A 13,336-nucleotide genomic window follows, 5' to 3' on the forward strand; every position below is an offset into this window, starting at 1 on the left:
TCTACAGGGAAAACAATCCGATCAGGCTGATTTTAGGAGATGCCGACTTGAGCGGACCGTTCAAAGGCCAACTAAAATTCAAATGGTTCACTAAATTAGAGACGGATTTGGTCATGGCGAATCGAATGCCAAAACCCGCGATGTATGTCAAATCCCGAGGTTCAAATTTGTGAATTGCCGACGATGTTTCTCCGAATTTGAAAAAGGCGGCAAAAACAGGCGAAACCGTCCCTATTTCGAAATGGGGAAAGAAGCGCTCTTCCAACTGCCCAAAGAAGCGCGCCTGCCCCGTATAAAGGTAGGTCGGAAAGCCATAGAATTCCTGATTGGAAAGCCCGCCCAAGGAAAGCTGTTTGCCGTAAGGCGCATCCTTGTAAGTATCGATATGCCCACGCAATTCCGTGGAAAACCAATCGTTGCTTCTCCAAATATATTCCATCGAAATCCGTTCATAAACATCCCGACGGCGTTCCGAATTAAAATAAAAATACGACCAGGCGGAAAGCATCAGGTGATGCTGTTTCGATCCCAAAGCCAGCGAAATTTTGTAATCCAGACGGCTGTCGTTATCCATTGCCCCCAATGCTTCGAAATTTTTGGAATAGCCGATTTTAACGGTATAGCCCTTTTCCACGTCTTCCGTCCACTTGGCGTGTTTAAAATTGATCAGGCGATCATAGCGGATGCGGGAAAAGTCCAAACTGAAGCCCAGACGGGAATCGAGCATTTCGGGAATCCAGTTTTCAACCTCCGAAGAATCCAACGCATAAGCCCGATCGTTTTCTAAAAACAACTGCCGTTTAGCATTTTTATAGGAACGTCCCAGCCTGTGATAATCATAACCCAGCGAGAAATGAATTTTAAACTCCTCATTGCCAAAAGAATGTCCCAAGCGGAATGACGCCGAATCTTCTTCCAGTTCATTCACCCGAAGAAGAACATTGCCATGCCTGTCATTGAAACTAGGCAAATCCTTTTTGACGGAATCGGCGACGGGAATTGCAACCTTCGAAGAAGGCAACTTTCCCGTCCAATAATACTTGACATCCCGCTTGTCCATATAGCCCGCTGCCGTATAAGCCCATTCATTTTTGCTGCGGGAAAGATAAGGCTTATACATGGTTGCATAATTTGTATAGCCATCGGTATTTTCCGAAATGGAAAGCTCAAATCGGTTATGGCGGAACAAGAAATTTGCGTTGTTATAAAGCGCCATATAGCGATCCCGGAATTCATCATGGGAATAGTACACGCCGATAGTCTGCCCGAATCCCAAGAAATTATTTTCCCAAAGCCCAATGCCAAAATAAACCGGTCCATCGCTCGGACGCTCCAAGGAAAGCGGAATCGTCAGCGTCCAGGTATCGCTGGTTTTGACATACAAAATATTTTTTCCATCAGAGGAAATTTTCCGTGTAATATGCGCATCGGCGATATACGCCTGGCTTCGCAAATTTTTTTCACTTTCGATGAGTTCATATAAATTCACCGAATCGCCGACATCAAAAAGAACCAGTTTTTTTACAACAGATTCACGGGTTTCAATATGAATCGTATTTCCTATCCGATAAACCAGACTATCCGCCCAGGAATACGCTTTGGAATCGTCAAAAGCGTCTCCGTTTTGAACCACAATGGAATCCACCCGGAAAAAGACGAGCGAATCCGCCGAAGGACGCACAAAAAAAGACTTCGCCGGAACCGCGGCAAAAGCAGCGACGGCAGCAAAAAGAATGAAGACTCCCCGAATCACGGCAACTGCACCGACATCCGGAATACGGATTTATTGCCGATGGAACGACGCTCTTCGGCAGTCGCCAAACGGACCTTCAAATTTTGCGCGGACACTCCATCCTGTGTCGCCAGAATTTTCTGCAATTTTTCATTTCGCTGTTGGGCGAGGCGATTCAACATCTCCAGCAACTCCTTATCCGAAGGGCGTTTCCACGTCTCTTGAAATTGTTTAAACGCATCGTCGTCTTTGGCTTCTAATGCCGCCTTGCGTTCTACCGGCGTCAAATTCGCTTTGCCCGTCTGCGCCCTGTAAAATTCGAGTTTTTCCATTTTGCGGAGAAAAGATTCCTGCTGTTTTTTGGGATTGTAAACCTGCACAACCGTCAATTTGGAACCCGGCTTCAGGGAAAGAACCTTCGTCCATTCCTGTGCAATTCCATATTGTTCGCTGGTGAAGTCGTCGGCGGCAATATCAAACGCAAAATCGCTCGGCGTCGAATTTCCGAATATCAACTTGGCCGGAGAAAGCGCAACCTTTACCAGCAAATTGACCAGCGTCTGCCAGACGATTTTCCCGTATGAAAATTCGGGATCCTGCAAATTGCCTTTCACCGGAATGTCAAAAGCAATTTTGCCATCCTTATCTTTAAGAATGTAGAGGGCGATTTTCATCGGAACCGTATATTCGGGCTTGGCATCCGAAGGCTTGTCCCCGACAGTCAAATTGTAAATATCGATATTGTTGCGGCTGTCGATTTCATAATGGCGAATCACGTTGTCCGAAGCGAATCCAAGAGAACCGGCTTCCAGCGGATAGCCCGTATAATGTTCCGAATACTTGGAAAAGTCCGCCATATTCACATTTTTCACATCGATATTCGCTTGCAGGGACGTTCTGTCCGAAGGTTGCATTTTGGCGGAAACCTTCACTGAACCGCCATGCGGAAGCGCCGCGTGCACAAGCAAGGAAACCTGCTTATCAAGCGCGATATTCGACGCATCCAGAGCTATCCCCGAAACCGTATAAGAGAAGCCGCCGGGAATCGTATTGTCGTTAAAGGTGAATTTCGTTTCGGATACGGAAAGTTTCGCGAGCGAAGCCTGCAAAGATGGCGTTTGGGAAATTTCATTTTTCAACGAATCGTTTGGGGATTTTTCCGAATTGGTGTCCAGCGTTTTGGCAGCCGTAGAATCCACGGAAGCCGCAAGCACGGAATCCCGAAATTCCTGCTCGCCAGACTCTCCAGAACTATTCTTCGGAGTCAAAAGAACCTGGATATTGTTGGAATTTTTATACAGGTCGAAATGCGCAGACGCTCCACGCAAAGTGAGCGAATCCAGAACAAAACGATTCTTGCCCAAGTTCACGTCGCCAATCCCCACGCCCAAATGTGCAACTTCCAAAGTCTTTCCCGAAGTTTCCGTCAAAACCACGTCATCCACAGAAACCGTACCTTTCACCGAAGCCGACAGAACATCTTTTACATTGCCCGTCGCCGAAATATCCACGCCTACTTTGCCCGACAAATCCTGAAACTGCAAAGCCGTTTTCAAATAAGGCTGCACGGCACCCATCGAAAAATCCGACAACTTTACCCGAACGCCAAAGTTTCCTTGCTGCATATTGTAATCGGCAAAAACCTTCAACGCGCCGCCGCTCGCAAACGAAAGCTCTAAACCCGCCGAAGTTTTTTTATCCGAAAAATAAACTTCGGGAACGCGCACCGAAAAATCCTTCAATTCCAAATGCGACTGCACTTCCCCGTCTTCAAAGATGACGTTTCCAGAAAGAACGGCGATTTGCCGAATCGAAATTCCCAAAGGCAGCGCACTTCCCGCAGCATCCGATGAAGATTGCTCTTGAGGGGATTTTTCTCCTTGAGATTTTTGAGTTTGAACGCTATCCGTTTCCGAGGCTTCCGCCAGAGTTTCCAATTTGCTGGAAGACGAATCCGAAGCGGCAAAGCGATCGAGAATATCGCTAAAATTAAAATGTTCCCCGTTTTTGAGCACGCGAGCAAAGGGCGAATCCACGCGAACTTCCGAAAGACAAATGTCCCCGACAAACAGACAGCTCGGATCCACATTGACAAAAAATTCCCGGAAAGAAACAAATTTTGTCGTATCGTCGTTTTCAAAAAGGTCAAAATTTTCAATCCGCACGGTAAAACGGAACGGGTTGAAAGAAATGCCGCCGATTTGAATTTTTCTTCCTATCCATTCTCGGGAGTGTCCTTCTATGTAGCTGCCAGCGAATTTCGGAGCGATAAGACAAGCGGCGAAAAACAGCAAGAGCAGCGCCGCCAAAACAATTCCGATGATGCGAATCCCTTTTTTCATACAGGAAACGATAGAAAAATAAAATGCCCCATAAAATCAATTCCTTTGAAATCGCAAAGATTCCCTCGACGCGAAGAAAGGCCTTCCACCATTATTCGTAAAAGGCATTTTTCGCAACCACTGATAACTCTAATGCTGCCGATTTTTTTGAAAATGAATTTTTAGAGATGCCCCGAAGGTCCTATTTCACCATATTTAATTCTTTAGAGGATTTTACAAAATATGAATTCCAAAGGGAAAATCCGTCCGCCAGTGATGAAGTTTTCTTTTTTCCGACAAAAGGTTAAAATTTTTCTAAATTGATTGCGGGACAACGGATGGCCGCTCTTGCGAAAGCAAGGGAGGAAAGTCCGGGCACCGCAAGGCAGGATGCTGGATAACGTCCAGGCGCAGAAATGCGACGGAAAGCGCAGCAGAAAACAAACCGCCTTTTTGAAGTTCGCTTCAAAGGCAAGGGTGAAAAGGCGAGGTAAGAGCTCACCGCATTTCTGGCGACAGAAATGGCACGGCAAGCCCCATCCGGTGCAAGACCAAGCAGAATTCCGCTCCGATTACGGAGCCTGGGTAGCCTTTTCCAGTCGGAATTCGGGTAGGTTGCTCGAGGCCGTCAGCAATGGCGTGCCCAGATAGATGGTCATCGCCGACTCTATGCCGGCACAGAACCCGGCTTATAGTTGTCCCTATTATGGGAGCTTCTCGAAAAGGGAAGCTCCCTCTTTTATTTTAATCGGACAATCCGCTGCGACATTTTCGTGTTTAGGCAGCCTCTAAAAACGCTTGGGTAAGGTTGAAACCAACCATGTTTCGACAGACGACAGCTGTGCTTCGACAATCGGTCCCTGAGCCTGTCGAAGGGCACTGACAACTAGCATTTTTCGCTTCCTGTTTACAGCAACACGTCCCATTCTCAGACACTTCACATTTTCTATAATTGCCGTCGTATGAAACGCTTATTCGTCATCGCTACGGGAAACGCCGGAAAAATCCGGGATTTCGCCTTTATTTTAGGAACCGAACAGAACGATTTTAAAACCCTCCGGGAAATCGGTTTTGAAGAAGATATTCTAGAAAACGGAAACTCCTTTGAAGAAAACGCCATCATCAAATCGCAAACCGTTGCCAGATGGCTCGCCGAAAAAAATACGGAAGCGACCGTCCTCGCCGACGATTCGGGTTTGCAGGTTTTTGCTCTTGACGGTGAGCCCGGGATTTACAGTGCCCGCTATGCCGGAAAACACGGAGACGACAAGGCCAACAACGCCAAACTGCTCCAGAAACTCGAAGGAGTTAAAGATCGCAGCGCAAGATATTTTTGTGCCCTTTCCTACCAGACTGTCATCCGAGAAAGCAACGGAAAATTTTCGATTTCCGAACCCCGGATTTTCGAAGGCGAATGCCGTGGGCAGATCAACTTGGCTCCCGTAGGCGACAAAGGATTCGGTTACGATCCGCTTTTTATTCCGAACGGATTTTCAAAGACTTTTGCCCAAATGGAACTCGCCGAAAAAAAGCCGATCAGCCATCGCGGAAACGCCATTCGCGCCCTTCGCGACGCTTTGGAAAATGATTTAAGGCAAAATTAAATTATCCCACCACTCTTCCGCCCCACTCCTCGGAATGCGCTTTCTCGTGAGCGAGCGTTTTTTGAAAATCCGCCGTCGGATGGCAATTTTTTTCCACAAAAAGCTGCGTCCGATGCAGGCGATTTAAGCATTCCAGCTTATCGCGTTCTCCGAGTTTTGCCCGTTCAATGGAAGCTCCCAGAATACGAATCGATTCGTCATAAATACGGCAAGGAACAGGAAAAGGATGACCGTCCTTTCCCCCGTGCGCAAAAGAATAACGCGCCGGATCGCTGAAACGAGAAGGCGTCCCGTTGATAACTTCACTGACAAGGGTCAGCGATTGCAATGTACGCGGCCCTAGTCCGGGGGTCAAAAGCAGACTTTCAAAATCGTTTGGATTGGATTCGTAAGCGGTCGCAAGAACGCCGCCTAAACGCTTGAGATTCACATCTTCCATTCGGACATCGTGATGCGTGGGCATCCGCAAATCGCGGGAATGGCAAATTTCAATCGGTTCCGGCTTCGAATCAAACAAATCGAATTGCTCCGGCACGACAATCGACGTCGAAGGATTTACCATCTGCGAAATTTCATGCAGGACTCGATCCGGATTTTCCCGAGAAAGGGAAAGAATGGAACTTCTCGTCGGAGCCGCGCCCAAGTCCGTCAGATTTAAAATTTCGCCCCGATTTTCGCCGACCACTCCCGAATGCGGATTTTCCACGAAAGAACGCAAACGGGCAGAGCTCCAATGATAGCGTCTTGCCGCTCGCGCTGCCGGATTCATCCCCTGCTGCACGACAGCCCAATCCCCCTCGTCCGTAACAATAAAATTGTGCTGGTAAAGTTGGAATCCGTCTTGCACCGCCGTATTATCCACCTTCGCACACAAGCGGCTCGCCCGTTCCAAATCCCATCCATTCAACCCCGTCTTGTCCGAGAAGGCCAAAAGTTCGGCAGGCGTTTCCCGGGAATACTTTCCCCGGCCTCCACAAATAAAAATGCCAAGCTCTTTGGCAATCGGATTCAATCCGCGCTTTAACGCATACATCACGCTGGTCGTAATTCCCGAAGAATGCCAATCCATTCCTAAAACCGCGCCCAAGGACTGAAACCAAAGAGGATCGCTCAATCGAACAAGAAATTCCCTTTTCCCGTAATTTTCAACAATGCTCTCTGCAATCAGGCGTCCCAGATCGCGCATTCTGTCCGCAAGCCAGCGAGGAACCGTCCCCGTATGCAGCGGCAAGTCAGCAATTCCGGTTCGCTTGGGCATAAAACGCTACCGACGAATCGTCAGCAGAAAGGATCCATGTGAATTTGTCTGCATTTCCACAAAGCCTCCGCTAGAAAGCTTTTGAAAGAAAATGCGTACAAATTTACTTTGGTCCGGAGAAGAAAGGATTGCCGAAATTTCACGTTCGGAAATCATCGCCGATGAAATCCAATCCTTATTGTACCAATGCCAAATTTGCCAGTTGAAAAGGCCTCGAGTACTGGCGATAAAAGCTTGCACCATCAACGCATATTCGTAAGCGTAAAAATCACGCCGTGTCTGGATTTCCAACAGTTTCTGCGTTTCCGAAAGCATCGCAAAGTGAGGAATGGGAGCAATGGGCTGCGCATCGGGTTTTAAATACGAAAACTGGATTTCGTTCTGACGGACGGCAACCTGTAAATTCGTATCGTCGAGATGCACATAAAGCCCGGGAAGTTTTTCTCGATAATCCCGAAAAACCGTTTGGGCCTGAAGCGGTTCTTTAATATCCAAGGGAATTTTTTTCGTAGAAATTTTACCGATTTCAAAAAAAGAAAGTTTTTCTCCTTTTTCTTTTTTCTCCAAAAGGGCGAATAATTTTTTTCCGTTTGGTGAATTCAAAAGCCAACCGTGCTCCACTTTGCGGCAAATCTGCCCCTTTTCATCCATCACAATCGCTGCGATCGCCGAATCCAGCACGCCATCGGCATCCCATTCCATCCAAGTGCCGCCACCGCCCTTTTCATCCAGTTTTTGAAACAGCTCCTCAGAACGGAACGGTTGTGCGGATTCAAAAATAACGGGCGGAGTTGCCAACGCGGCAACAGCAAGGAACAAAAGAGAGACAATTTTTTTCATCGGTACTAAAATAGCAAAAGGCCAGCTCTAAAAATTGGGGAATTATGGACAATCTTCCACCAAATGCTCTCAATTATTCTCAGTTCTTAGTTCTTAGTTTCAATTCCCAACTCATAACTATTAACCGGTCCCTGAATTTTGGTTAGTGTGCTTCGACAAGCTCAGCAACCGTTTGCCGAACTAATCGATAGGCTCTAATCACCAACTAGCGTCAAGGAAGCACTTCTACATTCCTTGGGCAAGCGAAACGGGACTTAATTTTTGAAAAGAAATTTCGCCTTTTCACCATTTTATATTTTTGAATTATGCAAAACACCGATGATTATTCCCGCTATGTAGAACTGCAAAAACAATTGAAACAAGCGAGCGAAGCCTATTACAAAGACGGCTACTCGCCGATGAGCGACCAGGATTTCGACTTTGGCATCAAAGAACTCGAAGCGTTTGAAATCGCCCACCCAGAATGGAAAAATCCCGAATCGCTAACCGCCGTTGTCGGGAGCGATCTTCTCAATCATTTTCAAAAAGTGGAACACCGCATTCCCATGCTTTCCATTTCCAACGCCTACAGCAAGGAAGAGGTTGCGGAATTTATTCATCAGGCGCTATCCAGCGTTCCTCAAGCAACCGAATGGATTTGCGAAAGAAAAATCGACGGCATCAGTATGTCGCTGACCTACCAGAACGGGATTCTCGTCCGGGCGGCAACTCGCGGAAACGGCTCCGTAGGCGACGATGTGACCGCCAACGTAAAAACCATTGCGGACATTCCGCACAAAATCGACGGGGCTCCGCAAGGCCTTCTCGAAGTCCGAGGCGAAGTTTATATGGAATTTAAAACATTCGAATTCCTGAACGACGAACTGGAAGCCCAAGGGCTTAAAGGATTTCAGAATCCGCGCAATACGGCATCCGGAACGCTGAAATTAAAAGACCCGCAGGAATGCGCCAAACGTCGCCTCCGTTTTTTCGCTTACCATATCCCTGATGCCATAGGCACCCAAAAGCATTCCGAAAATCTGCAAATGCTAAAGGCCTTTGGATTCCCGACAAATGAATTTTGGACGGCACACAACACCGAAGAAATCATGCAGATTTCCGACCGGATTCTGGAAGGCCGCGAAGAACTTCCCTACCCGATAGACGGCATGGTCATCAAGCAGAACGATTTGGAATTGCAACAGGAACTGGGATTTACTTCCAAAAGCCCTCGCTGGGCTCTCGCCTATAAATTCAAAGCCGAACGCGCCTACACGCAAATTCATTCCGTCGATTTTCAAGTCGGAAGAACGGGGCGCATCACCCCGGTTGCCAATTTTGAACCCGTCCGGCTGGCCGGAACAACCGTCAAACGGGCGACCTTGCACAACTTTGACGAGATAGAACGCCTCGGAGTGCGAGTTGGCGATACCGTCGGAGTCGAAAAAGGCGGAGACATCATTCCCAAAATCATAGAAGTCGATTTGACCAAGCGACCGGAGCACAGCGTTCCTATTGCCGCTCCCGAATACTGCCCCGTCTGCGGAATGCCCCTCAGCAAAAAAGAGGAGCAGGTCGATCTGCGCTGCGAAAACCTGCACTGCCCTGCCATGAGGCAATGCCTTTTTGAACACTTTGTTTCTCGCGAAGCCATGAACATCGAAAATCTGGGACCCGCCCTTATCGCCGAACTTTTGGACGCTCATAAAATTTCAGCTCTTTCGGACATTTATGACTTGACTCAGGAAGATTTGGTTTCTTTGGACCGCATGGCCGAAAAAAGCGCACAAAACGTTCTCGACTCCATTCAAAAAAGCAAGCGGCTCAGTTTAGAAAACCTGCTGTTCGCCATTGGAATCCGCTTTGTCGGTCGCACCAAAGCCCGAATTCTCGCCAAGCATTTCCGAAGCTTGCAAAAATTGCAAGAGGCGACTATCGAAGAACTTACCGCCATTCCCGACATCGGCGATCGCATTGCCAGCAGCATCTGCGAATTTTTCAAAGATCCCGTTTTCAAATCGGAATTAGACGCGCTCGTATCCAAAGGTCTGGAGACCCAATTTACCGGAGAAGTCAAAGATCATTTCGCCGGAATCACCGCCGTTATAACCGGAACCCTCCCGACTCTCGACCGAAACGCCGCCCGAAAAATGATTGAAGAAAACGGAGGAAAAGTTTCCGGCTCGGTCAGCAAAAAGACGTCGTGGGTTCTAGCGGGTGAAGCCGCTGGCAGCAAACTGCAAAAAGCGCAAGAACTGGGCATCCCCATTCACGACGAAGCATGGCTGCTAAACGAATTATCTAATTTAGGTTCATGATGAAAAGAAGTTTTATTCCCGCCGATTTTAAAGCGGACGACGCCAAGCTGGTCACCGAATACTACCAGAAGCTTTTACAACAGGAAATCCCCTTCAACGCCAAAGCCTTGAAAGAATGGATTCTCCAGTGGAATGAACTTTCCACCGTTCTTTCCGAAGAAAACGCACGGCGCTACGTCGCCATGACCTCGCATACCCAGGACGAAAAAATCGCCAAAGCCTATATGGATTTTGTACAAAACATCGACCCGATATGCGAAGACTACGGCAACAAACTGGAACGCAAAATGATGGCTCACCCGAACATTCCCGATCTGGAAAATGAATTCGGGATGTACTTTCGCGATGTCCGTTCCAGCCTGGAACTTTTCCGGCAGGAAAACATTCCCCTCTTCACCAAAGAAACCACGGACATTCAGGCATACCAGCAGATTACGAGCACCATGACGGTCGAATACAAGGGCGAAACCAGGACGCTTCAGCAGATGGCTCCCCTTTTGAAAGAGACCGACCGGAAAATCCGCGAAGACGCCTGGAGAAAAATCGCCAGCCGCAGGCTTCAAGACAAAGAACGCCTAGACGCCGCATTCGACACGCTGTTCCGCAACCGCATCCAGATTTCCAAAAATTCGGGATTCGACAATTATCTCGATTACATTTTCAAAGCGAAATCCCGATTCGACTACACTCCTGCGGACTGCCGGACCTTCCACGAAAGCATTGAAAAAATTATTCTGCCCTATCTCGCCGACCTCTACCGGGAAAAAGCGCAGATGTTAAAACTTGAACGCTTGCGCCCTTGGGACACCGACGTCGATGCCCTTTCCCGCCCGCCGCTCAAGCCTTTTCAAAAAGGCGACGAACTGATTGAAAAAGTCGGTCAGATATTCGACAGGCTTTCCCCGCAAACCTCCGACTGGTTCCGCACCATGCAAAAGGAAAAACTGATCGACCCGGACAGCCGTGTGGGAAAAGCTCCCGGCGGATACCAGATCGGATTTGAAGAAAGCGGGCGTCCCTTTATCTTTATGAACGCTGCGGGAACCGATGGCGATATTTACACCCTTCTCCATGAAAGCGGACATTCCTTCCAGCAGTTTGGAGTCGCCGACCTGCCCTTGACCGCCTTCCACGACGTGCCCTCTGAATTTGCCGAAGTTTCCAGCATGAGCATGGAACTCATCGGGTCCACGGACCTTTCTCCGTTCTACCCGAACGAAGCCGACGCCAACCGCAGCCGAATTAGCGAACTCGAAGAGATCATCTGGCTTTTCCCATGGGTCGCCTCCATCGACTCGTTCCAGCACTTGATGTATTCCCACCCGAACCACACCGCCAGCGACCGCAAGGAAATGTGGCTTTCCGTGATGGACCGCTACGACGCGGGCATCGATTATTCGGGACTCGACGACGAACACGCCTACCTGTGGCAAAAACAGCTGCACATCTTTGAAGTGCCCTTCTACTACATCGAATACGGCATCGCCCAGCTCGGTGCGCTCCAAGTCTGGGAGAACTTCCGCAAAAATCCGAAAAAAGGTCTGGAAGACCTCTTTGCCGCCGAAGCACTCGGAAGCAGCAGGCCCCTCCCGGAAATTTTCTCTCGCGCGGGCATTCGCTTCGATTTTTCCGCGGCGACCATCGAACCGCTGATTCGCGATTTAAGCGACGAAATCGCCCGTTTGAAACGTTAAGCCTCCGTTAATGTTTGCCTGTGGTTAAAAAATATCCTCCGGTCTTTTTGGCCCCACGAAATTCAATCAATCCAAGTTCGATAAAACTCTTTAAGGTGCGAGATAATGTGGGAACGCTGACTTCTACTAACGAGGCCAACTTGTTGGTTTTTAGACCGGGGCTCTCGGACAAAAGTTGGAGTACTCTTTTTTCACGGGAATTTAATCTATCATTTAATCTATCATCCCGAATGCTATTCGTCTTGCCCCGCTTCATAAATGTCACCGTAAAGAAGCCCTGGGTATCAAATTTCGGTTCTGGCAACCCTGCGTCTTGCATCAGTTTCCGCATTCGGGGAATGCCGGATCCAACTTTCTCGACAACCTGCATTCTTGTAAAGAGTCCAAATATCAGCGGGTTGCGGCTCATACTTTTATGCCCGAATTCCGCAGCTACTATTGGAAGCAATCCACCGGGATTCGATATCTCAACCCGGTCATCATATACTTCTACCATAACTGTCGCACCTTCTTCATATAGGTCACGATGGCAAATGGCGTTCATAATCGCTTCCTTGAAAACATCAAGAGGAATTTCCCATATTTCCTGGCGGGGTCCAGTCCCTTTGATGATATACTCCACTTCGAGTTTACTCTCAATCCATGAAAGCGCATCGAGATATTGCTGATACAATGGTCCTCCAAAAGTCTTGTCGTCGATAATATGGACCTTGTCCAATCCTTTGAAGCGGAGACACCTAATAACAGCATGGGGGAATTTACGTTCCGGGTCGCGACCAAAGAAGAGAACCGCAGCATTTTTGGCAACACCATCTTCTGTCAAAAGTTCAAGACTTTCAAATAAACTCCCGAGAGGTAAAGTATCGGAAAGGTTTGCCATTTCCATAAAGGTCTTGTAATTACGCGGCTCTACTTCTCTATCAATATCAAACCAACGGCAAGGAATGGCATCGTAAAAAATCTTGGCGCACTCGGCAAAGAAAGCCCTAATCTCTTCGGCAGAACGGAGTTTTTGATAATTGGCCCCTTCTCTGACATAGACGACCCCTCCCGTAATATAAGGTTTGTCCTTGCCATTTGGAACATCAATGACCCATACTTTTTTGTCTCCCACATCGACGGAATAAAGCTCGCATTTCAGAGCCGGAGAAATTTCTCCAATTGTACCTTGAATGGCAAAGCGCTTGTTGTTATCAATTTCAGCACCGACAATGTGATTATCGTTATCAACTCCAATAAGAACATAACCGCCGGCGGCATTGGCAAAGTCGGCAACTTCATCGGAGATTTCCTTGACTTTGGAAGGTACGCTGCGTTTGAAATCCACATTGTAGCCTTCTCCGCCTTTCACTAATTCTTGTATTTGCGACGCTGTTAACATAGAGCAAAGTTGCAAATTTATACCGGTTCGAAAAGACGACTGCAAGCAAAACGAATCCCGAATTCCTTCGGGATTTTTTGTCGTTCCCATAAAAAGTCTTTTCAAACGAAAAATTTCGCCGAATTTTCCCTAAAACACAAAAAAAACAAGCCTTTTTTGCATTTTTTCCGACTTTTGCCTTGACAAGACGCGCCGGTTTTTATTATCTT

General features: G+C 47.8%; 8 protein-coding genes and 1 other RNA gene. 4 read left to right on the forward strand and 5 right to left on the reverse strand.

Going from position 1 to position 13,336, the window contains the following annotated elements:
• Position 1: 1 nt before the first annotated feature.
• Together B5D40_RS03275 and B5D40_RS03280 are read right to left on the reverse strand one after the other, a co-directional pair.
• Positions 2–1,753: a BamA/TamA family outer membrane protein gene (locus tag B5D40_RS03275; RefSeq protein ID WP_078775753.1), complete on the reverse strand. Its 1,752-nt coding sequence runs from the start codon at positions 1,751–1,753 to the stop codon at positions 2–4.
• The gene (locus tag B5D40_RS03280; protein WP_078775754.1) at positions 1,750–4,074 is read right to left on the reverse strand and encodes a DUF748 domain-containing protein; all 2,325 of its coding nucleotides are present in this window, start codon (positions 4,072–4,074) and stop codon (positions 1,750–1,752) included. The genes B5D40_RS03275 and B5D40_RS03280 overlap by 4 nt, the downstream gene beginning before the upstream one ends.
• Before the next feature lie 305 nt (positions 4,075–4,379).
• Between B5D40_RS03280 and rnpB the strand changes: the two genes are divergently transcribed.
• Together rnpB and rdgB are read left to right on the forward strand one after the other, a co-directional pair.
• An RNA gene (gene rnpB, locus B5D40_RS03285) (RNase P RNA component class A) lies at positions 4,380–4,761 on the forward strand.
• A 254-nt stretch (positions 4,762–5,015) separates the two neighbouring features.
• The gene (rdgB, locus tag B5D40_RS03290) at positions 5,016–5,657 is read left to right on the forward strand and encodes an RdgB/HAM1 family non-canonical purine NTP pyrophosphatase (RefSeq protein ID WP_078775755.1); all 642 of its coding nucleotides are present in this window, start codon (positions 5,016–5,018) and stop codon (positions 5,655–5,657) included.
• Position 5,658: 1 nt separating this feature from the next.
• Here rdgB and B5D40_RS03295 read toward each other — a convergent pair whose 3' ends face one another.
• Positions 5,659–6,915 carry a DUF763 domain-containing protein gene (locus B5D40_RS03295; RefSeq protein ID WP_078775756.1) on the reverse strand — a complete coding sequence of 419 codons (1,257 nt, stop codon included), beginning with the start codon at positions 6,913–6,915 and terminating at the stop codon, positions 5,659–5,661.
• 6 nt (positions 6,916–6,921) lie between these two features.
• On the reverse strand, positions 6,922–7,755 hold the full coding sequence (locus B5D40_RS03300; protein ID WP_078775757.1) for a hypothetical protein: 834 nt from the start codon (positions 7,753–7,755) through the stop codon (positions 6,922–6,924).
• Between the two features lie 305 nt (positions 7,756–8,060).
• On the opposite strand from B5D40_RS03300, the gene ligA reads away from it, so the two are divergent.
• Together ligA and B5D40_RS03310 are read left to right on the forward strand one after the other, a co-directional pair.
• Positions 8,061–10,052 carry an NAD-dependent DNA ligase LigA gene (ligA, locus tag B5D40_RS03305; protein WP_233134213.1) on the forward strand — a complete coding sequence of 664 codons (1,992 nt, stop codon included), beginning with the start codon at positions 8,061–8,063 and terminating at the stop codon, positions 10,050–10,052.
• Positions 10,049–11,746: a M3 family oligoendopeptidase gene (locus B5D40_RS03310; protein ID WP_078775759.1), complete on the forward strand. Its 1,698-nt coding sequence runs from the start codon at positions 10,049–10,051 to the stop codon at positions 11,744–11,746. Before ligA ends, B5D40_RS03310 begins: the two co-directional genes overlap by 4 nt.
• Before the next feature lie 7 nt (positions 11,747–11,753).
• Here the strand turns inward: B5D40_RS03310 and B5D40_RS03315 are convergent, their stop codons facing one another.
• Positions 11,754–13,127, reverse strand: a complete 1,374-nt coding sequence (locus B5D40_RS03315; protein WP_078775760.1) for an ATP-binding protein — start codon at positions 13,125–13,127, stop codon at positions 11,754–11,756.
• Positions 13,128–13,336 lie beyond the last annotated feature (209 nt).

Source organism: Fibrobacter intestinalis (genome assembly GCF_900167415.1).
Lineage (GTDB): Bacteria > Fibrobacterota > Fibrobacteria > Fibrobacterales > Fibrobacteraceae > Hallerella > Hallerella intestinalis.